This window comes from Pseudomonas graminis, assembly GCF_004364335.1.
GTDB classification, from domain to species: Bacteria; Pseudomonadota; Gammaproteobacteria; order Pseudomonadales; family Pseudomonadaceae; genus Aquipseudomonas; species Aquipseudomonas graminis_D.
Genome location: NZ_SOCR01000009.1, coordinates 111,231 through 137,544 on the forward strand (window position 1 = coordinate 111,231; position 26,314 = coordinate 137,544).

Annotated in this window: 18 protein-coding genes; 12 read left to right on the top strand and 6 right to left on the bottom strand. The window is 59.4% G+C overall.

Annotated elements, in window-relative coordinates; translation table 11 throughout:
* Window positions 1-3 precede the first annotated feature (3 nt).
* The 3 genes from EC919_RS18175 (at window position 4) to EC919_RS18185 (ending at window position 4,351) form a co-directional block, all read left to right on the top strand.
* Complete coding sequence (locus EC919_RS18175; protein WP_133775803.1) at window positions 4-1,620, top strand: inorganic phosphate transporter; 1,617 nt, start codon at window positions 4-6, stop codon at window positions 1,618-1,620.
* A gap of 345 nt (window positions 1,621-1,965) precedes the next feature.
* Window positions 1,966-3,102: an FMNH2-dependent alkanesulfonate monooxygenase gene (gene ssuD / locus EC919_RS18180; protein WP_133775804.1), complete on the top strand. Its 1,137-nt coding sequence runs from the start codon at window positions 1,966-1,968 to the stop codon at window positions 3,100-3,102.
* Window positions 3,103-3,247: 145 nt separating this feature from the next.
* Window positions 3,248-4,351, top strand: a complete 1,104-nt coding sequence (locus EC919_RS18185; protein ID WP_133775970.1) for a sigma-54 interaction domain-containing protein — start codon at window positions 3,248-3,250, stop codon at window positions 4,349-4,351.
* A gap of 31 nt (window positions 4,352-4,382) precedes the next feature.
* Here EC919_RS18185 and EC919_RS18190 read toward each other — a convergent pair whose 3' ends face one another.
* A complete protein-coding gene (locus EC919_RS18190) occupies window positions 4,383-4,724 on the bottom strand; it encodes an antibiotic biosynthesis monooxygenase (protein WP_166650581.1) in 342 nt (113 codons plus the stop codon).
* A gap of 179 nt (window positions 4,725-4,903) precedes the next feature.
* Here EC919_RS18190 and soxR point away from each other — a divergent pair, with 179 nt between their 5' ends.
* A complete protein-coding gene (soxR, locus tag EC919_RS18195; protein WP_133775806.1) occupies window positions 4,904-5,365 on the top strand; it encodes a redox-sensitive transcriptional activator SoxR in 462 nt (153 codons plus the stop codon).
* Here the strand turns inward: soxR and EC919_RS18200 are convergent.
* The 3 genes from EC919_RS18200 to rlmM form a co-directional block, all read right to left on the bottom strand.
* Entirely contained in the window at window positions 5,356-5,844 is a 489-nt protein-coding gene (locus EC919_RS18200) for a hypothetical protein (protein WP_133775807.1), read from the bottom strand. The genes soxR and EC919_RS18200 overlap by 10 nt on opposite strands.
* A gap of 164 nt (window positions 5,845-6,008) precedes the next feature.
* Window positions 6,009-7,436 (bottom strand): FAD/NAD(P)-binding protein, encoded by a 1,428-nt coding sequence (locus EC919_RS18205; RefSeq protein WP_133775808.1) that lies wholly within the window; start codon window positions 7,434-7,436, stop codon window positions 6,009-6,011.
* An 805-nt stretch (window positions 7,437-8,241) separates the two neighbouring features.
* Window positions 8,242-9,309 (bottom strand): 23S rRNA (cytidine(2498)-2'-O)-methyltransferase RlmM, encoded by a 1,068-nt coding sequence (rlmM, locus tag EC919_RS18210; protein ID WP_133775809.1) that lies wholly within the window; start codon window positions 9,307-9,309, stop codon window positions 8,242-8,244.
* Between the two features lie 234 nt (window positions 9,310-9,543).
* Between rlmM and acnA the strand changes: the two genes are divergently transcribed.
* The 5 genes from acnA to EC919_RS27200 all read left to right on the top strand — a co-directional run bounded on the left by acnA (window position 9,544) and on the right by EC919_RS27200 (window position 17,080).
* Window positions 9,544-12,285: an aconitate hydratase AcnA gene (gene acnA / locus EC919_RS18215; RefSeq protein ID WP_133775810.1), complete on the top strand. Its 2,742-nt coding sequence runs from the start codon at window positions 9,544-9,546 to the stop codon at window positions 12,283-12,285.
* A 293-nt stretch (window positions 12,286-12,578) separates the two neighbouring features.
* The gene (locus EC919_RS18220; protein ID WP_133775811.1) at window positions 12,579-13,370 is read left to right on the top strand and encodes a CPBP family intramembrane glutamic endopeptidase; all 792 of its coding nucleotides are present in this window, start codon (window positions 12,579-12,581) and stop codon (window positions 13,368-13,370) included.
* A 101-nt stretch (window positions 13,371-13,471) separates the two neighbouring features.
* Window positions 13,472-15,037 carry a methyl-accepting chemotaxis protein gene (locus EC919_RS18225; RefSeq protein WP_133775812.1) on the top strand — a complete coding sequence of 522 codons (1,566 nt, stop codon included), beginning with the start codon at window positions 13,472-13,474 and terminating at the stop codon, window positions 15,035-15,037.
* Between the two features lie 282 nt (window positions 15,038-15,319).
* The gene (locus EC919_RS18230) at window positions 15,320-15,991 is read left to right on the top strand and encodes a hypothetical protein (RefSeq protein ID WP_133775813.1); all 672 of its coding nucleotides are present in this window, start codon (window positions 15,320-15,322) and stop codon (window positions 15,989-15,991) included.
* A 423-nt stretch (window positions 15,992-16,414) separates the two neighbouring features.
* Complete coding sequence (locus EC919_RS27200) at window positions 16,415-17,080, top strand: hypothetical protein (protein WP_166650582.1); 666 nt, start codon at window positions 16,415-16,417, stop codon at window positions 17,078-17,080.
* A 75-nt stretch (window positions 17,081-17,155) separates the two neighbouring features.
* Here EC919_RS27200 and EC919_RS18240 read toward each other — a convergent pair whose 3' ends face one another.
* Complete coding sequence (locus tag EC919_RS18240; RefSeq protein ID WP_243842284.1) at window positions 17,156-19,351, bottom strand: autotransporter outer membrane beta-barrel domain-containing protein; 2,196 nt, start codon at window positions 19,349-19,351, stop codon at window positions 17,156-17,158.
* Between the two features lie 321 nt (window positions 19,352-19,672).
* Here EC919_RS18240 and EC919_RS18245 point away from each other — a divergent pair, with 321 nt between their 5' ends.
* The 3 genes from EC919_RS18245 (at window position 19,673) to EC919_RS18255 (ending at window position 25,147) form a co-directional block, all read left to right on the top strand.
* Entirely contained in the window at window positions 19,673-21,514 is a 1,842-nt protein-coding gene (locus EC919_RS18245; protein ID WP_243842285.1) for a hypothetical protein, read from the top strand.
* A 48-nt stretch (window positions 21,515-21,562) separates the two neighbouring features.
* Window positions 21,563-24,508, top strand: coding sequence for a hypothetical protein (locus tag EC919_RS18250; protein WP_133775814.1), 2,946 nt, complete (start codon window positions 21,563-21,565; stop codon window positions 24,506-24,508).
* A 141-nt stretch (window positions 24,509-24,649) separates the two neighbouring features.
* Window positions 24,650-25,147 (top strand): hypothetical protein, encoded by a 498-nt coding sequence (locus tag EC919_RS18255; RefSeq protein ID WP_133775815.1) that lies wholly within the window; start codon window positions 24,650-24,652, stop codon window positions 25,145-25,147.
* On the opposite strand, the gene EC919_RS18260 is transcribed toward EC919_RS18255, so the two are convergent.
* A complete protein-coding gene (locus EC919_RS18260) occupies window positions 25,122-25,811 on the bottom strand; it encodes an alpha/beta family hydrolase (RefSeq protein ID WP_133775816.1) in 690 nt (229 codons plus the stop codon). The two genes, EC919_RS18255 and EC919_RS18260, sit on opposite strands and share 26 nt — an antisense overlap.
* Window positions 25,812-26,314 lie beyond the last annotated feature (503 nt).

Genomic DNA, 26,314 nt, shown 5'->3' on the forward strand with positions numbered 1-26,314 from the left:
CCCATGGCAACCCCCACACTGGCTCAACGCCCTCTGAACCAGGGACCCGGACTGAGTGCTCAATTCGGCCGCAAGCCTGGCGTGATGACGATGGTGGTCTTCTGCGTCGTGCTGGTACTGGGCCTGTTTTACACCGGCTACAGCCTGAAGCAGGACATGGACGACCTGGGCACCGTCGTGCTGACCTGGACGCCGTTCATTCTGCTGGGCGTGGCGCTGGTCATCGCGCTGGGCTTTGAGTTCGTCAACGGTTTTCATGACACCGCCAACGCTGTCGCCACCGTTATCTACACCCACTCACTGCCGCCGAACTTTGCCGTGGTCTGGTCGGGAGCGTTCAACTTCCTGGGTGTGCTGTTTTCCAGCGGTGCGGTGGCGTTCGGCATCATTGCCCTGCTGCCGGTCGAGCTGATCCTGCAGGTTGGCTCGTCGGCGGGCTACGCGATGATCTTCGCCCTGCTGATCGCGGCAATCCTGTGGAACCTCGGCACCTGGTGGCTGGGTCTGCCGGCGTCGTCTTCCCATACGCTGATCGGCTCGATCATCGGCGTCGGTATCGCCAACGCATTGATGCACGGCCGCGACGGCACCAGCGGTGTCGACTGGTCCCAGGCGACCAAAGTCGGTTATTCGCTGCTGCTCTCGCCGCTGGTGGGTTTCACCTGCGCCGCGTTGTTGCTGATGGCGCTGCGCATGTTCGTGAAGAACCGCGCGCTGTACAAAGCCCCGGAAGGCAATAAGCCACCGCCGATCTGGATTCGCGGCCTGTTGATCCTGACCTGCACCGGCGTGTCTTTCGCCCACGGCTCGAACGATGGCCAGAAAGGCATGGGCCTGATCATGCTGATTCTGGTGGGTACGCTGCCGATGGCCTATGCGTTGAACCGCGCCATGCCGGCCGATCAGTCGGTGCAGTTCGCCGCAGTCGCCCAGGTCACCCAGCAGGCCCTGACCAAAGCGGCGCCGCTGCCCGCGCCGGCCGATTCCCGCCAGACACTGTCCGTTTACATCCGCGACAAGCAGGCCACCCCTGAGCTGGTGCCGGCGCTGGCGGTAATGGCCGGCAAGATCGGCGATCAGGTTGCCAGTTACGGGTCGCTGGCGAAGGTACCGGCCGAGGCCACCGCCAACGTGCGGAACGACATGTACCTGACCTCCGAAGCCATCCGCGTGATGGACAAGAACAAGGTCGGCAACTTCGACGCCGACACCCAGGCCAAGGTCGACACGTTCAAGCAGCAGATTGATACCGCCACACGCTTCATTCCGCTGTGGGTCAAGGTGGCAGTCGCCATCGCGCTGGGCCTGGGCACCATGGTGGGCTGGAAGCGGATCGTGATCACCGTCGGTGAAAAAATTGGCAAGACCCACCTGACCTACGCCCAGGGCGCATCGGCCGAAGTCGTCGCGATGCTGACCATTGGCGCAGCGGACATGTATGGATTGCCGGTGTCGACCACCCACGTGCTGTCCTCGGGGGTGGCCGGCGCCATGGTCGCCAACGGCTCCGGCCTGCAGATGCGCACCCTGCGCAATCTGGCGATGGCATGGGTGCTGACCCTGCCTGCCGCGATCCTGTTGTCGGGCAGCCTGTACTGGCTGTTCACCCAGATTTTCTGATTTCGAAGAGTCTCCCGTACTCTCTTTCAGGCGCTTCGGCGCCTGTTTTTTTGCCCGGTGCTTTTTAGTGGGACCGGCTTCAGCCGGGAAGAGGCCTGTGTAAAGACCCTCAATCCTCCGGCGTGACGCCCAACGCCTTCCCGGCTAAAGCCGGTCCCACAAAGCGCGCTCCTACAGGGTTCTTCACCACCCAAGCATTCGCATCCAGTCCTCGGATCCGTACAAACCGGACATATCGCTAACGGTTATAAAAATATGGGATTCAGTTCTTTTACGGAATAAATCGGAGCCTTTATAACGGGTGCACTTGTCACAAGCCCACCGATTCCGCTCGAAGGATTTCTCATGGATGTTTTCTGGTTTCTACCGACACACGGCGACGGCCATTACCTGGGCACGACCAAGGGCGCGCGCCCGGTCACGCTCAATTACCTGAAGCAGGTCGCCCAGGCCGCCGACGATCTGGGTTACCACGGCGTGCTGATTCCGACCGGCCGCTCCTGCGAAGACTCCTGGGTAATCGCGTCAGCCCTCGTGCCGCTGACCGAGCGCCTGCGTTATCTGGTGGCGATTCGTCCGGGGATCATCTCTCCGACCGTCTCCGCGCGCATGGCCGCGACGCTGGATCGTCTGTCCGGCGGACGCCTGCTGATCAACGTTGTGACCGGTGGCGACCCGGATGAAAACCGTGGCGATGGCAGCTTCCTCGATCACAGCGAACGCTACGAAGTCACCGACGAATTCCTGAAGATCTGGCGCCGCGTATTGCAGGGCGAAGCCGTGGACTTCGAAGGCAAGCACCTGAGAGTGCAGAACGCCAAAGCCCTGTATCCGCCGATCCAGAAGCCCTATCCGCCGCTGTATTTTGGTGGCTCATCCGAGGCCGCCCACGAGCTGGCCGCCGAGCAGGTCGACGTTTATCTCACCTGGGGCGAGCCCCCTGCCGCCGTGGCCGAGAAGCTGGCGGACGTGCGTGAGCGAGCCGCACGCAACGGCCGCACCGTCAAGTTCGGCATCCGTCTGCACGTGATCGTCCGTGAAACCAGCGAAGAAGCCTGGAAAGCCGCCGACACCCTGATCGAGCACATCAGCGACGAAACCATCGCTGCCGCGCAAAAATCCTTTTCGCGTTTCGACTCCGAAGGCCAGCGCCGCATGGCCGCATTGCACGACGGGCGTCGCGACAACCTGGAAATCGCCCCCAACCTGTGGGCCGGCGTCGGCCTGGTACGGGGCGGTGCGGGCACGGCGCTGGTCGGTAATCCCCAGGAAGTTGCCGAGCGAATCAAGGAGTACGCCGACCTGGGTATCGAAAGCTTCATCTTCTCCGGCTATCCGCATCTGGAAGAGGCCTACCGCTTCGCCGAACTGGTGTTCCCGCTACTGCCCGAGCCGTATCGCAGCCTGGCAGGCCGCGGCATCACTAACCTCACCGGCCCGTTCGGCGAGATGATCGCCAACGACTTGCCGCCGCAGAGGTAAGTTTCACCGCCGCCCTGGAAACAACCGCGCGCTGCGCGCCCGCGTAGCACGCGGGAAGCGGTTGATTTGCCAGCGCGACAGCTGCGACCGCGACAAGGAGTCCTCCATGACAGCCAGCTTACCGTTCCAACCACAAGTGACCCCCATGCAGCTATTGACCCTACCGCCCTCGCCGGCCCTGGCCACGTCGATCCGCGCCACAGCGCAGGTGTTCGAAGACCCGAGATCCCAGGCGCTGCTGGCCCACATCGAACAAGTCGCGCCCAGCGATGCCAGCGTGCTGATCATCGGCGAAACCGGCACCGGCAAAGAGCTGGTGGCGCGTCACATTCACAACCTGAGCAGCCGCCGTCACCAGCCGTTTGTGGCGGTCAACTGCGGCGCGTTTTCTGAGTCGCTGGTGGAAGCCGAGCTGTTCGGCCAGGAAAAAGGCGCGTTCACCGGCGCCCTCACCGCCAAGGCCGGCTGGTTTGAAGAAGCCAACGGCGGCACGCTGTTTCTCGACGAAATCGGCGACCTGCCGCTGGCGATCCAGGTCAAGCTGCTGCGCGTCCTGCAGGAGCGCGAAGTGGTGCGGCTGGGCTCGCGCAAGAGCACGCCGATCAACGTGCGTGTGCTAGCGGCGACCAATGTGCAACTGGAACGCGCCATCAACGCCGGGCACTTTCGCGAAGACCTGTTCTATCGCCTCAACGTCGTCAATCTGGAGCTGAGCACGCTGCGCGAACGGCCCGGCGACATCATGCCGCTGAGCCGGCACTTCATCGACGTCTACAGCCAGCGTCTGGGTTGCGGGCCGATCCAGATCAGCGCCGACGCCGAGCACAAGCTGCGCACCTACGGCTGGCCGGGGAATATTCGCGAGCTGGAAAACGTCATTCACCACACCCTGCTGATCTGCCGCAATGGCGTGATTCAGTCCAGCGATCTGCGACTGTCCAACCTGCGCCTTGAGCGCCAGGAAGATGCAGCTCCCGCCGTCGACGATTCAACCGAAGCGCTGCTGGCCCGGGCGTTCCAGCGTCTGTTCGAGGAGCAGGCCGGCGCGCTGCACGAGAAGGTCGAAGACGCCTTGCTGCGCGCGGCCTATCGCTTCAGCCACTACAACCAGGTGCACACCGCGCAGTTGCTGGGATTGAGCCGCAATGTCGTGCGCGCGCGGCTGATCAAGATCGGCGAACTGGCCGTCAACAAGCGCCGTCCCGGTGAGCAGACCCAAGGTGAGCGGATGCTGCACTTATCGGTGTGAGCCCACAGCCATGCTACCTGTGGGACTGCGTTCACACCTGACGCGGTCCTACGATTTCCCCTGCCACTTCGTACGCGTTGAAGATCATCGACGTCGCCCGGTGTCGACGAATCAACTCCCACAGGTCCCCTTCGCCCTGCTCGGCGTTTTCGAACGCGCGCTCGCAGTCGGTCTTCGACCGCCATTGCACGTGGCTCAGCACTCGCTGACGGTCTTCGCTGACCTGCACGCTGGCGCGGACAAAGCCTGGGTAGGTGCGGGTGAATTGATCGAAACGCTCGTGGAGCGCCCCGACCAGCCCGGCCTGATGGTGCGGGTCGACGGCGAACTCAACGAATTGACTGAATGGAAGATTAGCGGCTGCGGGTGTCATGAACGTTCTCCACGGATGACGGTTGATGCTGAACAGGATGCGGCGCGAACCGGCATTGCCCCATACGTTTCTTGCGCCGGTGCGCCACTTGCCAGGTCGATCCCGGCAAGGGATGCTGCGCAGGATAAAACCTCCAGTTAACTGGAGGTCAAGCATCGTTCGGCACACAGGAAGACGGCATGCTCACCCAGGACAACCCACCCATCGCCCGCGAACTCACCGTCGGCCAACTGTCCGCGCGCAGCGGCGTGGCCATCACTGCGCTGCGCTTTTACGAAGCCAAGGGCCTGATCAGCAGCCAGCGCAACGCCGGCAATCAACGTCGCTACCCCCGGGACGTGCTGCGTCGGGTGGCATTGATCAAAACCGCCCAGCGCCTGGGCATCCCGTTGGGGACGATCCAGACGGCGTTGCAAACCCTGCCCCAGGACCGCCCGCCCAGTCTTGACGACTGGACGCGCCTGTCCGAGCGCTGGAAAACCGATCTGGATGAACGCATCAACCGCCTCACCGCCCTGCGCGACCAGCTCAATGGCTGCATCGGCTGCGGCTGCCTGTCGATGGAGGCCTGCCCGCTGCGCAACTTCGGCGACAGCCTGAGCGAGCAAGGCGCCGGGCCGCGCCTGCTGGATCAGGATTGAAGGTTTTGCGGGCTGACCAGGGTGCCGGCGAGGGTCTGGTCGGCCAGTGACAGATGCATCTGCTGCATCGCTTGATTGAGCTGGTTGGTGGCCTGCATGAGCGAGTGGGTCATGGCCATGATTTCCATTTGCAACTGGCGCAGTTTGCCTTCCCGGGCGCGGGGCGAGAGCGACCGGTCGCTCATGAACGCCTGCATGTCCTGCATGCGTTTGGCGATGCGCTCCTGAATCGAGCGGATCAGCTTGAGCTGCTCCTTGATCCGGTCAGGGAGGTTCGTGGCGTCGATGTCGGCGTTCTTGTCACCCTTCTTCGCCGCCTTCTGCGCATCCGGGGACAGCAGCACTTCGATGCCCTCACGCACCTGATCGGCGGCACTGAGGGTCTGCTGCGGGTCGTCAGTGCCGAGGGGGTTTGACGTAGCCGTTTGCGGCATGAGCATCGCCGCTTCGGCGGGATTTCTGAAACTCAAGCTCAACATGAAAGATGGCCTCCATAGCCCTGTCCGGTCGCTGACGTCCCTGTCGCCTCGCGATGAGAAGCGGGCGGTCTTACCGGGTCGATAATGGGCTTTCGGCTCGTTCGGAGCGTGCTTTAGGAGGGGGCGCGGAAATTGTGTCGTGGTCGACACAATCTCCTGCGGCTTCATGACGGTACGGTGCTCAACGCCGCCAATCGTGCCGCCAGCGCTTTGGCTTGCAACGCCACGTCGGTCACGGCGGTGCTTTCCCACCACAGGCCGCGCAAGGGCGGGCCCATGGCGAACAACCGCGAGGAGTGTCGCCCTTCGGCGTCCGTGACAGCACCTCCGGCATCGGCAGCAATGCCCAGCGCCAGCGGCCCCGGCTGAATCAGGCCGCGCGCCAGCAGATTGCGCGGCAAGGCACGATCAACCCGGCGCCAGTCGTATTGAATGCCGGTCGAGTTGATGAGCGCTGTGCCACGCTCCGTGGTGGCCATGGCTTGCCCGCGATAGCGAACGGTGATGCAGATCTGTCCGCCCTCAAAGCCCTCAACGCTGAGCAACGAGGCCGCGTGGATATGCAAGCGCCCTTCATCGATCAGCCGCTCCAGCAACTGCGCACTGGGCGGCGGCGAGCGGTGGTGATGGCTTTCCCACCACGGCCGGACGTGGCGTACAAATTGGCGCCTTTGCAGGTCGGACGCCTGACTCCACAGCCGAGGAATATGCACACGCACGGTGTCGAGGGGCGCCTGCCAGTCGATGCCCTGCTCCATCGCTTGCGCGCACTGCTCGCGCAAGGCCCGGACCAGTTGCCGGGTACTGCAAATGCCTGGATCAGCAGCGAGGAAGTCCGGCCACATCGGCGGCTGACGGCGCACGTGGGGCAGCAGACCGTGACGGGAAAACACGTCGATAGGCCCCCGGTGACCGGCTTGCTCCAGGGACACCACGGCGTCGACCATGGTCAGGCCCGAGCCGATGATCAGCACTCGGCCCTGGGGGTCGAGCTGGCGCATGGCGCTTACGTCCCACGGATCGACAGCGGCAGCGTTGAGGGCATTTGAATCGCGCTGAGGCGTGCGTGCGGCGGCAAACATGCCCGTTGCCAGCACACCGAAGCGGCCGGTCAGGTGAAAGCCGCTGGCGAGGGTCAGGCGCACGCCGGTTACGTCAGTCTGCAGGTCGGTTACCTCGCCACGCACGTGTTCGACGGTCGAGCCGTGACGCTCGCCGGCCGCCCGAGCCTCGGCCAGGCGCTGCTGGACGTACAGACCGAAAATCCCCCGCGGCGGAAACAGCTCGGCCACCGGCACGTGCTGCTGATCAGATTCCGGCCAGCTGCCGGCGGCGATGTAGTCGGTCAGCCAGCGGGTGAGATCATCGCCGTCGTCGGGGTCGACGCTCATGCGTGCGGCGTTGCCATTCAACGTATGGCCCGGTTCGGTGGCGCTGTAGGCTTCGCCCCGGCCCAACTCGCTGCGTAACTCGACGATGACGATGCGCCGTTGTCCCGGCAGGCGCAGTAGCTGCACCGCCAGCATCGTGCCGCTGAGACCACCGCCGACGATGAGGATGTCGGCGTCAGGTCCATTGTGTTCAGCGCTCATTGCGTCTCCCCTTCTCTTCGCCCCGCGGGCGCGCACGCTGATTATGGACAGCGTGCCCGTGCGCGTCGATCAGAGACGATTCGAGATAACGCCTGGCGCGAAAAACGCCACGCCAACGATGTGAATCCGCAGAAGCCGGCTTGCTGGCGAACCCCATGGATCAACCACGCATTTTGACCTGACACCCCACAAACAATTGTAGGAGCGCGCTTGCCCGCGAATGCGATGGGTCAGGTGTGAAGATGTCGTCTCATCAACCTCATTCGCCAGCAAGCCGGCTCCTACGGGGACCGGCGCACTGTCGGGAATCGTCAGCCTGAGCGAGGTCGTTGCACTCTCGAAATCCGCAGGCGTCTACGGGACCGTAGCAACACGTGGGATCGTCGCCATACCCCCCATCCGTAGGAGCCGGCTTGCTGGCGAACGCGATGGATCAACCACGAATAGTGACCTGACACCCCACAAACAATTGTAGGAGCGCGCTTGCCCGCGAATGCGATGGGTCAGGTGTGAAGATGTCGTCTCATCAACCGCGTTCGCCAGCAAGCCGGCTCCTACGGGGACCGGCGCACTGTCGAGAATCGTCAGCCTGAGCGAGATCGTCGCACTGTCGAAATCCACAGGCGTATACGGGACCGTAGCAACACGTGGGATCGTCGCCATACCCCCCATCCGTAGGAGCCGGCTTGCTGGCGAACCCATTAATCTGTCACTCACGCAGCGCCTGACACACCGCATTCGCGGGTAAGCGCGCGCCTGCAATGATCGGCGTCTGGCGCGACGTTTCGGACGCGTAATGGGCGGATCAGCCCTTGCGTTTCATGTCCAGCCGCCGCAGATGGCAGGTCACTTCTTCGCGGTCGTGGTACAGCTGTTTGCAACCGATGGCGACCTTGACGCCGCGCGCCTTGAAGCCGTCTTCGATGCGCTCCAGCAGGCGTCGCACTTCGGCATAACGCTGCTTCATCGGCAACTTGAGATTGACCACCGCCTCGCGGCACAGACCTTCGCCCAGCCAGGTTTCCAGCAGCGCGGCGTTACGTGCGGGCTTTTCGACGATGTCGCAGACCATCCAGTCCACCGGCTGACGCGGCTTGAAGGTGAAGCCGTCCGCCATCAAGTGCTGCACCAGCCCGGTGTCCATAAGGCTTTCGGCCATCGGTCCGTTGTCGATGGCGGTGACCAGCATGCCGCGCCGCACCAGTTGGTATGTCCAGCCACCGGGCGCTGCACCGAGGTCGACACCGGTCATGTCGCCCGACAGACGCTCGTCCCACTGATCCCGGGGGATGAAGTGGTGCCAGGCCTCTTCGAGCTTGAGGGTGGAGCGGCTGGGCGCTTCCCGGGGAAACTTCAGACGCGGAATCCCCATGGGCCACATCGCCGAGTTACTCGCGTCGGCCAGACCGAGAAACACCTCGCGCCCGCTTTTAAACGTCAGCAGCAGGCGCGGCAGGCTCGGGTTGTCGACCAGTTTGCCGGCCTTCTCCAGCGCCTTGCGCAACGGCGCCTCGAACTTGCGGCAGAAGGTCGAGAGCTCCTTGCCGTCGTTGGTGTCGACCACTTCCAGCCACAGGCTGCCGCACGGCGCAAACCCGGCCATGTGCTCGAGGATCACGCTGATGCGGTCGGTTTCGGGCAGCTGGACAAACACACCACGGGCCCACTGCCGGGGGAAAATCAGCTCGCGGAACTTCAGGCTGTTCATCAGCCGCTCGGCGCCATCGGCCTCGGTGCAGATGAATTCGGCACAGGCGGTGTCGGTCTTGGCCTTGGCGTAGCCGGACACCTCAAGGCGGGCGGCGTGTTCGCTGAGTTCCGAGCAGACCTCGCTTTCGAAGCCGGGGCGGCAATGCATGAAAAGGGTGTTCACGGGACGGTCTCCTCGCGCGCCACGAATCGGGTCGCGGCGCAAGCTGTACATGAGGATTAACCTCAATGACTTGAAAGCGGCGCATGATAGCCGAATCAGGAACCACTGGCTCAGCCGGTGGGTCCAGTACTACTCAACGATCACTTAAAGGCGCCGACCAGAGCGCTGCTGCAAGCCCGTCTTACCGTCGATCGCCCGTCCGCGCGTACTGCACGGACCGTCAAGGAGTCAGTCATGCCCTCCCTCGATAGCCTGAAAAGCCTCAAAACCCTCGAAGTCAGCAACAAGACCTACCACTACTTCAGCCTCCCGGATGCCGCGCGCACGCTGGGCGATCTCGACAAACTGCCGATGTCGCTCAAGGTGCTCCTGGAAAACCTGCTGCGCTGGGAAGACAACCACACGGTGACCGGCGACGACCTCAAGGCCCTCGCCGACTGGCTGATCGAGCGCAAATCCGATCGGGAAATCCAGTACCGCCCCGCGCGCGTGCTGATGCAGGATTTCACCGGCGTGCCGGCCGTGGTTGACCTCGCCGCCATGCGCGCCGCCGTGGCCAAGGCCGGTGGCGATCCCCAGCGCATCAACCCGCTGTCGCCGGTGGATCTGGTCATCGATCACTCGGTCATGGTCGACCGTTTCGGCGACGACAAGGCCTTCGGCGAGAACGTCGACATCGAAATGCAGCGCAACGGCGAGCGTTACGCGTTCCTGCGCTGGGGCCAGAATGCATTCGATAATTTCAGCGTGGTGCCACCGGGCACCGGGATCTGCCATCAGGTCAACCTGGAATACCTCGGCCGCACCGTGTGGACCAAGGAAGAGGACGGCCGCACCTACGCCTTCCCCGACACGCTGGTCGGTACCGATTCGCACACCACAATGATCAACGGCCTTGGCGTACTCGGCTGGGGCGTCGGCGGTATCGAAGCGGAAGCGGCCATGCTCGGCCAACCGGTGTCGATGCTGATTCCGGAAGTCATCGGCTTTAAGCTCAGCGGCAAACTGCGCGAAGGCATCACCGCCACCGACCTGGTGCTGACCGTGACCCAAATGCTGCGCAAGAAAGGCGTGGTCGGTAAGTTCGTTGAATTCTACGGCGACGGCCTGGCGGACCTGCCACTGGCGGATCGCGCCACCATCGCCAACATGGCCCCGGAATACGGCGCGACGTGCGGGTTCTTCCCGGTCGACGACGTCACCCTGGATTACCTGCGCCTGTCGGGGCGTCCGGACGAAACGGTGCAATTGGTCGAGGCCTACTGCAAGGCCCAGGGCCTCTGGCGCCTGCCCGGTCAGGAGCCGGCGTTCACCGATGCGCTGGAGCTGGACATGGGCTCGGTGGTCGCCAGCCTCGCCGGCCCGAAACGTCCACAAGACCGCGTCGCCCTTCCCGATGTGTCCAAGGCCTTCAGCGACTTCCTGGGGCTCGCGGTCAGCCCGAGCAAGCACGAAGAAGGCCGACTGGAAAGCGAAGGCGGCGGCGGTGTCGCGGTAGGCAACGCCGCTCAGATCGGCGAGGCTGAGTATGAATACAACGGCCAGACCTATCGCCTGAAAAACGGCGCGGTGGTCATCGCTGCCATTACTTCCTGCACCAACACGTCCAACCCGAGCGTGATGATGGCGGCCGGTCTGCTGGCGAAAAAGGCCGTCGAGAAAGGCCTGCAGCGCAAACCGTGGGTGAAGAGTTCGCTCGCACCCGGCTCAAAGGTCGTGACCGATTACTACAACGCGGCCGGTCTCACCCAGTATCTCGATCAGTTGGGCTTCGACCTGGTGGGTTATGGCTGCACCACCTGCATCGGCAACTCCGGACCGCTTCCTGACCCCATTGAAAAAGCCATTCAGCAATCGGACCTGACCGTCGCGTCGGTGCTGTCGGGCAACCGCAATTTCGAAGGCCGCGTGCACCCGCTGGTGAAAACCAACTGGCTGGCCTCACCGCCGCTGGTGGTCGCTTACGCGTTGGCCGGCACCGTGCGCACCGACCTGAGCAGCGAACCCCTGGGTGAAGGCAGCGACGGCCAGCCGGTGTACCTGCGTGACATCTGGCCGAGCCAACAGGAGATTGCCGACGCGGTCATGAACGTCAGCACCGGCATGTTCCACAAGGAATACGCCGAAGTCTTCGCCGGTGACGCGCAGTGGCAGGCGATTGAGGTGCCCGAGGCGGCGACCTACGTCTGGCAGCCGGATTCGACGTACATCCAGCACCCGCCGTTCTTCGAGGACGTCGCCGGGCCATTGCCGGTCATCGCCGACGTGCAGCAGGCTCGCGTGCTGGCGGTGCTGGGCGACTCGGTGACCACAGACCACATCTCCCCCGCCGGCAACATCAAACTCGACAGCCCGGCCGGGCGTTATCTGCGCAGCAAGGGCGTGGAGTACAAAGACTTCAACTCGTATGGCTCGCGGCGCGGCAATCATGAAGTGATGATGCGCGGCACCTTCGCCAACATCCGCATCCGCAACGAAATGCTCGGCGGCGAAGAAGGCGGCTACACCCTCCACGTGCCCACTGACGAGAAGTTGCCGATCTATGACGCAGCGATGCGTTATCAGGAAGAAGGCACGCCGCTGGTGGTCATTGCCGGCCAGGAATACGGCACGGGGTCCAGTCGCGACTGGGCGGCGAAAGGCACGAATCTGTTGGGGGTCAAAGCGGTGATTGCCGAGAGCTTCGAGCGTATCCACCGTTCCAACCTGGTTGGCATGGGCGTCCTGCCCCTGCAGTTCAAGGCTGGCGAAAGCCGCAAAACCTTGGGCCTGACCGGCAAGGAAGTGCTGAACATCACCGGGCTCACCGGCGCCACCCTGAAACCGGGCATGAGCCTGGCGGTGCAGATCACCCGTGAGGATGGCCAGCAGGAAAACATCGACGTGCTGTGCCGGATCGATACCCTGAACGAGGTGGAATACTTCAAAGCGGGAGGGATTCTGCACTATGTGCTGCGGCAGTTGATTGCGTCCTGAGGCGATGTCTGGCTAGAAGACGATGGCGCTTGTCTGGGCCCCTTCCCGGCTGAAGCCGGTCCTACTAAAAGCACGTGCTCATTCAGTGGGAATGGTTTTAGCCGGGAAGGCGTCATCTGCCTCACCGCAAATCACCCGTGTCACACCCAATCCGTCGTTATCGGAAACGCCCTACACAACCTCCGCCCTTCATCAACAAAACATTCGGACCGACTCCCCCGTTGATCCGACATACACACGCGTTTAATCAACGTTAAAATCGCCAGCCTATTCCGACACCCAAGGACGACTTCATGTCGGTGCAACGCTGGACGACCCTCTTTCTGCTCTCTCTCGGCTACTGCCTGGCGCTGCGCTACGGCCAGCTCAGCGTGCCCGTGGTTGTCACGTTCGGACTGCTGATCATGGCCGCCATCTGCGTCAGCCATTTCCAGCACCGCGCCGTCCGCCTCTTCGGCCACGCCCTGTTTATCGCCATCGCAGCGGGGCTGGCCAGTCACTGGTGGCCGGGTTTCCTCAGCACAAGGGCGATTGCCGGCGTGCGCTTGAGCCCCGAGGCCGCGCCCTATTCGATGTACCTGAATCTCGACAAGCCCCTCATCGGCTTCTGGATCGCAATCGCTTGCCCCTGGGTGTTTATCGCGTTGGGTCCACGACGCTGGCTGGGCGTCACCAGCATCGCCCTGCCTGTCACCGCCGCGGCGTGTTTATCAACAGCGATGTTGCTGGGCGTCGTCGGCTGGTCGCCCAAGTGGCCCGAGCAAACGGGCATCTGGGCGTTGCACAACCTGCTGCTGGTCGCGCTCACCGAGGAACTGCTTTTTCGGGGTTACCTGCAGGGCAGCCTCAAACGGTGGTTGCAACCTCTGCCCTACCACGACGCACTGGCAATCGTGCTGGCGTCGGCACTGTTCGGCCTGGCGCACTTCGGCGCTGGCTGGGAATGGGCGCTTCTGGCGGGCATCGCAGGCACAGGTTACGGGGTGGCTTATCGACTGGGCGGCCTGCCTGCTGCCGTGCTCACCCACTTTGGCCTGAACCTGCTGCATTTCAGCCTGTTCACCTACCCGATGTTCGACCGCTGAAGAAAGCCCGTGACACCCAACCTTTGACGCAGTTCACAAAAGCTTAATTTTTTTCGCTTCGGGCCGATAACCGTTCACAGCCTTCCTGGATCGAATAGCTCATGCGAAATAACCAGCCCATCACTCAACGCGAACGGACCTTCCCGGCGCAGCAACGGTTGATCTCTACCACCGATGCCCGCGGCGTCATCACCTACTGCAACGACGCCTTCGTTGAAATCAGCGGTTTTTCCCAGGATGAACTGATCAAGTCGCCCCACAACACGGTGCGCCATCCAGACGTGCCACCGGCGGTTTTCGAACACATGTGGGCCACCCTCAAGCAGGGCTTGCCGTGGATGGGCATCGTCAAGAACCGTTGCAAGAATGGCGACCATTATTGGGTCAACGCTTACGTCACGCCGGTCTTCGAGAATAAGCAAGTCGTGGGCTTCGAGTCGGTGCGCATCAAGCCGACCGCCGAACAGGTGCGTCGCGCCGAAGCACTCTACAAACGCCTGAACAGCGGCAAAAGTGCAGTGCCAAGCCGCGACAAATGGCTGCCGATGCTGCAGGACTGGCTGCCGTTCATTCTGGTGAGCCAGGTGAGCTTTCTGATTGGCGTGTGGCTGAACTCCCATTGGGGTTTCCTGCTCGCCGCCGCGTTGTCCGTGCCACTGGGCCTGCTGGGGTTGAGCTGGCAACAGCGTGGCCTCAAGCGTCTGCTGCGCCTGGCCGAACAAACCACGTCCGACCCGCTGATCGCGCAGATGTACACCGACAGTCGCGGCGCACAAGCACGGCTGGAAATGTCGATCCTCAGTCAGGAAGCGCGCCTCAAGACCTGCCTTACCCGCCTGCAGGACACCGCCGAACACCTCAACGCCCAGGCGCGTCAGTCCGACACCCTGGCGCAGGCCAGTTCCACCGGCCTAGAACGTCAGCGCGTCGAAACCGAACAAGTAGCCACCGCTGTCAACCAGATGGCCGCGACCACCCAGGAAGTCGCCAATCACGTGCAGCGCACCGCTGACGCCACCCAGCAGGCCAACGAGCTGACCCGCCGTGGCCGCGAGATCGCCAGCGACACCCGCGAAGCCATCCAGCGCTTGTCCACATCGGTGGGCGAAACCGGCCTGACCGTGACCCAGCTGGCGAAGGACAGCGATGAAATCGGCGGCGTTGTCGACGTCATCAAAGGCATCGCCGACCAGACCAACCTGCTGGCCCTTAACGCGGCCATCGAAGCCGCCCGCGCGGGCGAGATGGGCCGTGGCTTTGCCGTCGTCGCCGATGAAGTCCGCCAACTGGCGCAACGCACCACCGAATCCACCGGCCAGATCCATGCCCTCATTGCCAAGCTGCAACAGACGGCGACCAACGCGGTGCAGACCATGAACACTGGCCGTCGCCAGGCCGAAGAAGGCGTCGAGCAGGTCATGGAAGCTGACAGGGCGCTGGTGGGCATCAGCGACGCGGTGGCCAACATCACCGACATGACCACCCAGATCGCCGCCGCCACTGAAGAGCAAAGCTCGGTGGCAGAAGAGGTCAGCCGCAACATCAGCACCATCGCGCACCTGGCTGACCAGACCTCCGAAGAAGCCCGCCGCTCGGCCACGCTCAGTGCGGAGCTGACCCACACCGCCAACACGCAATACTCATTGGTGGAGCGCTTTAACCGCTGAGAGATTGATGGATTATGCGAAGGCCCCGGCAGATCGTTTGCCGGGGCCTTTTTTGTATCGAGGTTTAAGTAGGACGTTTCTGAAAATCATTTGGGGAAGCAGTTTTTGGTTTGGAGCAAGGGTTTTGCTGTTGACAAGATTTGTAGAGCTCTATTAGTTGATTGATGAAAGACGATAAATAATTACCACCATGAGTGGAGTATTTGTTGATCTTGATAATTAATTTAATGTGCACTCTTTCTGCGGATAGAAGTGGAGGGGTGTGCTTGATGGAGAAAATTTATGAACGCTAACTATATGCGAGCGCCAATTCCCCTAACGGCTCCGATGGTGAGCATTGCGTGTGCGAGCGATGGCCTTCTGAAGACAGCTGACTTGGAAAATCCGATTCCTGTGGGAGTGAGAGTCTGGGAAGCAGCGGAACCGCAGTATTACTTTCAGCTGATTTTGGACGGTCAGTTGGTCGGCGATATTAGAACTATTACTGAGGCAGATAAAGCTGGCGATGTTATCGAAGTTTTTTTGGATGAAAAGTTGCTGGGGGCTGATGGCATCTACCTGCTGAGCTACATGGCGTCGAGTCCCTTTTCAGAATCTCACGTTCCTTCGCCCGAACTCACCTTGAAAGTCGACCGCACCAAACCCGGCGCCACCCTCCTCGCTCCCCTCATCTTCCCCACTGCCACCTTCGGCGATCAGCTCATTGGCCTCCTCCCTGGCTACGCCGGTATGGAGCCGGGCGATGTCATCCAGACACTACTCAACGGCGTCGAAGGCCCGGCCCATCAGGTCCAGGCGGAAGAGCTCACCCTCCGGCCCGTTGAAATCGCTTTCAGCCGTCAACACCTGCAAGCCCACGCAGCGGAAAAGGTGTGCGTCGAGTACTTCGTCACCGACCGGGCGGGCAACGTATCCATCACCAGCCTGGCAACCCTGGTTTCAGTAAAATTGTAACCAGCATTCAGGCTATTCAACTGAATACCAAAAGTAACCGCCTCCACGCTTATGCGTGGAGGTTTTGTCAATAAATTCGCACGGAAAAAATATTTTCAATTATTTTTTGGCGCATTCATTCCACAGAACCTACATCACCGTAGGAAGTGTCTGATGGACTATCAAAATTTTATAGACTACGCGCGATAGATAATTATTTGAATCGCCCAAAAAAGCCGCGAAAACCGCCGCATTCACACATCAAGGATATATTCAACAGTGAAAGTTTTGCGAAGAAGCCGAGCAATCCCATGCACTTTGCTTGCTTGACAGTAATAATTTTCGAATCGATCATAGGCATGTGCTGCGCCGCGGTCCTACAAGCAATCGCACAACACCCAATCCTGTAATCCTCGCACTAGCGATCTGATCAAGGAGTTTCCAATGGAAGATGAAACGGATATCCAGCCGTCACCCCACTCACAACCGACCGAGTCAAATAACAATAAAAAAACGCCAGTGCCAATCCCGAAAAATACCCGCAGGAACAAACGCAAATCACCCGGCAAGAGCTCCATTCCGCTCTACGAAGATCTGCAGGCAGTGCCGCCCGTGGGCAAGAGTGCGGCTGAACAGGCGATGGTGTACGCCGGCCAGCTTCAGAACGCCCCGGGATTTCCATGGCATCACGAAATGAAGGACCCGGACCCGGCGCCTGTATTCGAAGCGCCTTACATCACCGGTGCCGACCCCGAGGGCCCTACCGACGCCCAGCTGAACGTGGGCATCTACATCAATATCCCGCGCTCGTCGAAGTTGTGGTTCGGGGATCACCTGAAGCTGCGCTGGGGCCACAACACCTTCTACACCACCGTCGGCAAGGTAGAAGGCCGCAAAGGCCCTCGCCTGGTCCAGTACCTCAACAATGAAACCCTGGCGGACTACGAAAGCGGATGCGTCGAGGTGCGCTATGAAGTGGTTCGGCGCGCCAGGCTCGTCGGCATTTCGGAAACGCTGACCGTCAACCTGCCCCGCCTGAGGAAGCGACGCGGCAAGGGCTCGACCACGGGTCGTCCGCCACGACGACGCCGGATGCAGCCGAAACCGTAAGCCCACGTAAAAAGCCCCGACTGCATCGCTGCAGCCGGGGCTTTGGAACCGCGTTTCAATCAATTGATGCGAATGTCAGAACGCCAGACGCACACCCACGTTCGCACCCCAAGGCTGCTCAACATGCTCACCCTTCATGTAATCGAAATCAGCGTGTACCTGAAGTCGCTCGGACAGCGACACCGAAACACCTGCACCCAGTTCGGCCCGGGAACCGAACAGATCGTTGTCGAAACGCTGACCGTTCACGCTGACGTCATTACTGCGGGAGAACTCGTGGGCCAACGCCACCCGTGCATAAGGTTTAACAACGCCGCCGTCCTTCATGGCAAAGCTGCGTCCCAGGGTAGTGCCGACCTTGCCCTGCACCGACTGAGTCTGGTTGGTTCTGGCCTGCATGCCGTTGTCCAGCGTATAGCTGCTGCCATCGATCCAGACGCTGGACACCTGCGCGAACGGCTCGACGAAATACTCATCGCCCAGCTTTATGTGCTTGCCGACTTCCAGCGACCCGCCCAATGCCTTGCTGCTGTAATTGCCCTTGGCCTTGGTGCCATCGCTCATCGCCACCTTGGACTCGTTGTGGAACTGGTTGAGTTTCAGCACGCCGTCCAGGTAATAGCCGCCCTCAGACAACCACGTGCCATACGCGCCGACGTAATAGCTGTCGACCTGACCCGATGTGCCTCGGCCGATGTCCAGATCCGACTTGCTGTAACCGCCCATCAATCCGAGCAACAGCTGACCGTTGTCCACCGGCACGGGCGCATCCGCCCCGAACGACAGCCCCTGCTGCTTCTGTCTGTAGTCAAGCCCGGAATCCAGCGCCGCATTGAAGCGACTGCCATAGGTACGCATCCAGCCGCCGCCCTGCTCCTGCCCACGCACTTCCCCCATGCGACTGCGCAACGTCGTCAACTCACTGTTCCACACCGTGGGTGCCGTGTTGAACAACGCCAGCGCACTTTTCGTGGAAGGACTGATCTCCTTGCCGGACCCGACGATGAACCAGTCCGTCCCCTGGCGTTCGAGCTCGTAGGAGTACACCCCAAGATCCGCCCGACCGCCCACCAGCCCGAACTCCGCGTCCCCGCCTTCGGTGTGAACCACCCGAAGCGGGTCGAACTCGGCGGGGACGGCTTCGGTGCCGGTGTTCTGGATACGAAGGCGATGCCTGCCCGAGGCCTCCCCGTTTACGCTGAGCAAATCGCCGTTGCCGTTGTCGAGGTTGATGCGCATATCGAACAGCCCGGAGCCGGACAGCTTGCCCAACGAAAGCGAATGGAAGCCGTCTCCAGTGAAGTCAATGCTGCCGCCGTCCAAAGACATAAAACCGATTTGGGTGGAACTGCTCATGAACCATTTTGAGTCGGAACCAATGGTCATTGAATTAATGCCAAATCCGTTTCCTGTAAGGGTCGCCCCATTGGTGAGCCCGACGTCCAACACGCTGCCCGGATCAGAATGTAAATCACCCAGCAGCTCACTCTCGTCGATTGTGAAAGACACATGGCCGCCCTTGACGACCTCTAAAATGTTACCGTTACCTGCGGTTATGCTGGCACCATTTTTTACATGTATGTCTGTGAAGGCGTCACTACCCGAAACATTCTCAACTTTGATGGCTGCTCCCTCAATTGATCTTAATGCTGAATGGTCGATGACTAGGCTGCCGGTATTAAAGGTTGCAGTTTGTCCAGCGACTCTTCCAGACGAAAGATATGCGCCGTTCTGGAGCCCCACCACATTGCTTCCTTTTCCGATACTCAGAGTGCCCCCGAATACGCCCACCCCCCATCCGTATCCAGAAGCGTCGGACTCCAATGCGGCCACTGATGAATTCGATATATTTATGGTGCTGAGCGCTACCGAACTAACGGCAAGGCCGCCACCCTCTATCGAGCTGTCGAGGATATTACCAACACCTCCCTCCTGGACGACGACTGCGACGTTTGAACCACCTTGAACAACTGAACCTACGATATCCAGCCATTTGCCAGCAACGATACCCTGTCTTACCAAGCCGCCATCATGGATGATAATAGTTCCACCGTATGCCATGACTCTGTCAACCGTTCCACCAGATACATCAAGCTTTCCGAATGCACCAATCGTATAAGAGTCTGGCTGATCATCAGGGCCGAGATAAATTGAGTTGTTGCCGATATCAATCCGCTCAAACTCTGACGCGCCCGCCTGCAGACAAACGAGAACACCTGCAATACTTAAGCCGAAAGACGTCACCACGTGAGGTTTAAAAAACCGTTTCAATTCAATCGCTCCTCTAATGAGCGGCGATCATAGGAGCCCTAGGAATTATCAGGGAAAACTGGTTATACACAGGAAATAGTCCTCTTCCTACCGCAACGAGTTTTTTTCTTACAGACCAATCCTAGTTTGCCTGTAGGAAGTTTCGCAGAACCCTGGATTGGCTGATTTAAATAACAAAACCCCCTTGACAACGCACCATAAAATCTATTTCTTCGATAGGACTGAAGGACAGTAAATATCTTTCAGACACGAGAACCTGACCCTAAAAATATTTAGACAAGGTTCCATTTGCAATCAGAGAAACGAATAACGGTGACTTAAATGTGCAAGACCAGAACACACTCTACGGCCAAAAGCCCTTATAAAATGCGAACAGCGGAACTGGAATTACCGATCCCTCACGTTCCTTTGGCTGATCCCATCGATGGACTTATTAAAACTCAAGATCTTATCGATGATGTGACTGTCGAGATCACCGTTTGGGAAGGAGCAAAGCCAAACGATTCCCTGCATCTGACCCTCAACGGTTTTACAGTTGGACAACTGTACACACTTGATAACCCTGTTGAGGGCGCAATTATCGAGCTCGCTATACCTGTGGATACAGAATTGACAACCGATGGAGTCTACAGACTGCGGTATGTGACCAGCTCATTTCCTGGCGGTAATACGGCGGAATCGCCTGTGGTGGACATTAAAGTCGACAGAACCGCACCTGGGGCACACCAGCTCGGGTATATGGATTTCCCTGAAGAGGCGAAGGACGGTCTCACCGCAGCAGAACTCGAAGCCATGGGTGACACGCTGACAGGTCGCATCTACGGATACACCGGTTTGAGCGGGGGCGACACCATTTTTACTTACTGGGGGAGTACCCCGGGCCCCGAAATTGTTCTGACCGGCAACGAAAATGGCGATAACCCTATCGAAGTACCTTTTGACAAAGCTTTTTTGTTGTCACTGGGAAACAATCCTGGAGCAACGTATTACAAGATCAAAGACCGAGCTGGTAACCTCTCGGCCCCATCTAGAGAGGTAACTATCACGTTATTTCTGACAGAGGTCATCACTGATCTTTCGCCTCCAGTCGTTGAGAAGTATGACGGTTTGATCGACTACACCGACGCACTTTCCAATGTGAAGGTGGATATTCCATCCACCGCTATTCTGCAAGACGGGGATGAGGTACTTTTGCGATGGGGCCCGATTCCAATTGGCCCATACCCGGTAGACGAAGAAGATTTTAGCCAAGAATTTGTCTTAATATTCGATGTTGCGTACGCGACCATTGCGCAGGCGGGTGATGGGATACGTCAATTACGTTACGACGTAATGCGCAACGGACACTTGGTAGGAGTTTCGGAAACAGTCGATGTAAATGTCAAAATTGAACTGCCTGTACCCGGCACTCTAGAAAAGCCCACCATCAAGGGTGGCAGTAGCACTCCGAGTGCTGAGGACAACGTCATTGACGAAAACGACTTCGAACTTGATGCTACAGTTATCCTTAGCTGGAACGAAAACTTCAACGCCGGAGAGAGCATTCAAATCAATTGGGGCGGACAAGAGGTTTTAACTCCTCCATACACTATTACCAATTCCGACACTGCGGCAGGACGACCACTACTGTTAACCATTCCAAATTCGAAATTTAAACCTATTGGGACCGGAACCGACATTCGCGTCTACTACACGATCTCACAACCAGGCAATCCCAACCAGTCAATCTCTGAAGAGCGCGGAATCATTGTGCGATCCAAGGATGAGCTTCCGGGTGGGTCTGATGGTTTGGATGCTCCTCAATTTGAGCAATTAAATTCTAACGGAGCAATCAACAGAGAGAATTCTGTGAATGGAGCTCCGATGTACATCAAGCCATTTCTGAACATCAGCGCGGGGCAAACAATCGTTTTCACATATGAGGCGTATAGCGATCTGGTATCTGATGAGCTCAGTTTCGCATGGACTCATACGTCCGCACCGCTTACTTATCAGCAGGTCATTGATGGATACAGATTTTCCGTCCCCCGTAGCGAACTAATGCGCCACTGCTACGGCCACGCGGAAGCAACATACCAAGTGATCAGTGACAAAGGCACTGGCAATTCGAAACGGGCGAACGCTTACGTCGACCTTCGTGTTGCGGGCGTTTGCGCCGCTTAATAAATCGGCGGGCCATTGGCCCGCCATCTTTTAGAAGGAATATCCCATATGCAAAACAATAAGGGCGTCACGCTACCAAACCCGACGATTTTGAGCTTTGATCATGCCGGAATCGGTGACGTCGATGTAGCGGACCCCGCGAAACCATTGGAGGTACTGGTAGGCCCTTTAAAGCTTAGCCCCAAGGACAAGATCGAGCTGTACTGGGGAGCAAACGAAGCACCCGTATCGTCTTATACACATACATCGGATTCGGCCATTAGTGACGGAATTTTTACGCTGTTCGTTGATACCCATTGGATAGAGCCCGGCCAGACTGACGTTAGGTACATCTACACTCCGTTTCCTTCGGCGATACCTGAGCAGTCCAATATAATTCACGTATTGGCCAAGCTTGATATTCCGGGAGGAAAGGACCCAAACCCCGCTACGCCGTACGAAAACGAATCGCTTGCAAAGCCGATTGTATCCCCACCCGGCATCATCACCTCCCCTGAAGGGGTTTCGGTTGAAATCGCCCCATACAAGAACATGGCCGTCGGCGACGACGTCAAATTGTCATGGCATGGGCAATTCGTCCGAATGGTCATCATGGGTGAAGCTGAGATCGGTAAGCCAATTATCATTCAGGTACCTAAAGGCGCCATCGAATTCGCGGGCAGTTCGGACATGATCGAAGTCCGCTATGAAATTCGCGACGTCGTGAATAACTGGTCGCGCTGGTCACTGCCGACCTATGCGCAGGTGGAAATTGGACGAGATACCTTACCGGCACCGGTCGCACCGCAGGCGCCTGACATGGAGCTTGATCTTGAAAAACTCGCCGGCTCGCCCGTCCAGATTCTGGTGCTGTCTAACCCGCAGATCGCTAAAGACGATGAGGTCATGTTGTCGGTAGAACGTGAGACGGGCTCGGGCATGCCTCTGCCCACCTATCGAACAACGAAAGTGGTTCAGAACCCCTTCGGATTTTTGGATTTTTCGCTCCCAAATGATCTTTTCCAACCGATCAGCCAAGGTCGCGCTCGAATCAAGTATCGGGTAATGAAAACCACCGGCCAGGCACTGATATCAAAAAATCTACCGTTGAAAATCATCGGCAAGATGATGGAACTGGATCCGCCGAGAATTCCCTTGGCCGAGCAAAACGAAGGGGTACTGGACCCCACTGCTCATAACGTATTGGTTGAGGTCCCCCCTTACTACTTCATGCTTCCTGGCCAAGATGTGAATCTTGTGTGGATGGGGAAAACGGCCGGCGGCGGAAACGTCATGTACGAGGAGCGTAAGAATCTCAGCTATGGTGATATCGGCAATACGTTGCAGTACGCGATTCCCGACATGAAGGTCAACGCACTGGCTGGCGGCTCATTGGAGGTTTACTACACCGTTACTTCATTCGAGCGGGAGTTCTTCAAGTCGCCCGTACTGAATGTGCTGGTTGGCGATGACACTGGAGCTTCCTTTCCAGCGCCCTCAATCGATGAACTGGACAGCAGTGGCGTACTGGACCCCGCAAACATTGCCCTGGAAGCGACAGTACGTATCGCACGGTATCCGGGCATGGCAGTGAATGATCAGGTCACACTGCATTGGGACGGCCAAGGATCCAGCGGTAGTTACACTGATTTCACCGTAATTAATAGCGGTACCGTCAGCAGAGAAGTGATTTTCAGGGTCAACAAGCGTGTCGTAGAGGCCAATACAAACAGCGAAGTGACCGCTTGGTACGAAGTCGACCGGGGCACTCAAAAGTTCGTCTCCGCACAACTGCGATTCCGTGTCGGTAGCATGGTCTACGCGCCGTTGCCCGATCCCACCGTCAAAGAAGCCAAAGGCGACACGCTCGATCCTGCTGATGCACCCAGCGGCGCGACAGTCTTGATTGCTTCCGATGCGAATCTGCAGGCTGGCGATACCGTTGAAACTCGCTGGAGCGGTCCAAAGGGCAGCGGGACAAAGATCAACGTCATCACGATCGAGGAGGCATATCGAGAACTATCGGTCGTGTTTGCTAGCCAATTGGTGAGTGCAAACGATGGTCAAACAGTTAACGTCTCTTACACCGTGCAACGCGCTGGTGGCTTGCAACAGTCCGAGGTCGTGAGCCTGCAAATTATGAGTTCAGTGCTTGATCTGCCGGCACCTGCCGTGGATTCAGTCGGCGCTGACGGAATTTTGCGGCCTACATTGATTCCGGAATCTGGCGCAACTGTTCGCGTCAGTTACCGCAACATGGCGCCTGAGGATCGTGTCACCACTCGCTGGTCTAGCGTCTCGACATTTGATACCGCCACGCAAACGGTTGGAGAACAACGCGCTCTCGTCTTCAATGTGCCTAAAGCACAGATCTCTGCAGCTGAAGGAAGTACGGCAACAGTGAGCTATGAAGTCATACGAAACGGCGTACCTCGACGCTCAGAAGAACTGTCACTCAATGTTCTCAAAGGTCTGGAATTCGACACATCACCGGCCACTTTGGGCGGAAAGATTTATCTGCTTCCGGGACATCCCGAACTGCTTCCGTCATTCCCGACCGGAACTACGATCAAGCGGGTAGCAGCCGGCGGTAAACCACCTTATACCTACTCATCCAGCATGCCGAACGTGGCACATGTTGACTCAACAGGCCTGGTCTCGGTACGCAGCAGGGGCGGCTCAATCATTACGGCGACCGACGCTGCAGGCGAGAGCAAAAGTTTCACCGTCTCCGTCACCGGCGTCATCGAATGCCACGGCGTGGGCTCTGGCAATTACACGCAGATGTCCAACGCCGCCAACCGCATCGGCGGGCGTATCCCGAGCATCCACGAGCTGATCGAGATCTACAACGCCTACGGCAACCGCTGGCCGATGGGCAACGCTAACTACTGGTCTTCCACCGTTGCCAAGAACTTGCTCGGCGCGAAGTGGTACTACGTGAAGAACCTCAACACCGGCAAGGATTACAAACTGCTCCACATCAATTCCAGCCTGGGCGTCGCGATTCGCTGATCCGCCCCTCCCACAGCGATGCAAGCCTCACACGTGTAAGCAGCACCCCCTTTCAAAGACGTCGTCGCTACCCGGCGGCGTCTTAATAAGTGCAGTGCGCCGACACCGCCCCTAAAACCCGATCACGGAAACCCCGTAAAAATGCTCGCGAAACCACCTCTTCAACGCCCGCAGGCGCCGGCGGCACTCGGCACCTTCAGCGCCACGGTCAACGGCCACCCGTTCATCACCCACAGCCTGAGCGCCATGGCGTGCCTGCGCCCGGGCCGGTCGGATCCGCTCACGTGCCGAATCTGGAAGATCCTCGCCACCGGCACGGTTCGCCGACACCGCACCATGATCGGCCTGTTTATCGACCACACGGTGCAGCCCGGCAGCTACAACCTGTTGCGCAACGAACAGATCACCGTCATCTATCACCTCACGCCCACGCGAATGGCGAAGATTTATCACTCACGCGATCTGCAGCAAGGCAACCTGACGCTGCTGGGCTGCGATGCAGCAGCCGGAGCGCTGCACGGCAACTTCGAGTTTGCCGTCCCGACCAAGAACTTCCACGTAACCGAGGGCCTGTTCGACCTGGTTTGCGACATGAACGCCGACGAACACCCCGCTATCCGATCAGCCGGTGCGCCATAAGCCCGGCGATGTCCTGCATGCACGCTTCGACACTGAGGCCCGATGATTTCAACGGCTTGAGGTCATGGTTGGCGGTCGGCACCCAGTGCACATCGATGTTCTCCGACAGCTCGTACCCTTCAACCGCCTGCCGATTGCCCAGCGCATCCCGCTCGCCCTGAACGATCAGCGTCGGCGTCCGCAGCTCCGCCAGATGCACGACCCGCGGCTTCTCGGGTTTACCCGCCGCGTAGAACGGATAGCCCAGGCAGAACAATCCGTCGGCTTCGACGTCGTCAGCGATGACGCTGGCCATGCGTCCGCCCATGGATTTGCCACCGATCGCCACTCGCCCGCTCACACCCGCACGCACCGCGGCGTACACCTCATGCCAGCACTCCAGCAACTTCGGCTGAGGATTGGGAGGTCGTCTGCGCCCATCGATTCGGCGCTGGGCCATGTAGGGGAATTCAAAGCGCAGCACGCCAATTCCCAAGGTCGCCAGACGCGTGGCGATGTCGTTCATGAAGTCGCTGTCCATCGGGGCACCCGCGCCGTGGGCGAGAATCAGCGTCGAGGGCTCGTCCGCCGTCGGGCCGATTGGCGGGTTCCAGACCCAGCCCTGTTCTTGCGACAGCTGCGCGCAGTGATCGGCTGCTCGCTTCGCCGCCTGTTGTTTGCTCATGCAGGTCTCTTCTACCAAAACATCGACCACCCGCCGATTGAGGCGAGCACCACGGCCTGCAGTATGCAGCACGTCGGCGTGTCATGACCCTGCCCGCCGATTGCCCTGTCCCGACAGCCCAGGTTCAGCTCCCAGGCATTAGTCTGGTTTGGCACTTCGGCAACGAGCACCGAACCCTGAGCGCCCCAACCTGCACACAACCGGGCGGTTTCATCGACGGTATATGCTTTTTGTCCGCTCCGGACGATCATCCGTGACGATCGCCGGCCTTTCTGCCAGCTCGGGCCAAATATTTTTGGGCAGATAAAAGTGCCAATGTCAGCGGCCTTTTGTATACAAATTTGCAGTAGAAACGCTCTCTCGAAGCACAGGACAAGCAGGCAGAGAACCGTTTCAGCCATCTCCGGAAAAGGTTGATCGCCGCGTCCCGCCAAGGGCGCGGCAACTTCATATCACGCGCGGCCAAGTGTCGCAGGTGCTGCGCCAAAGCCTTCCCTCCGCGA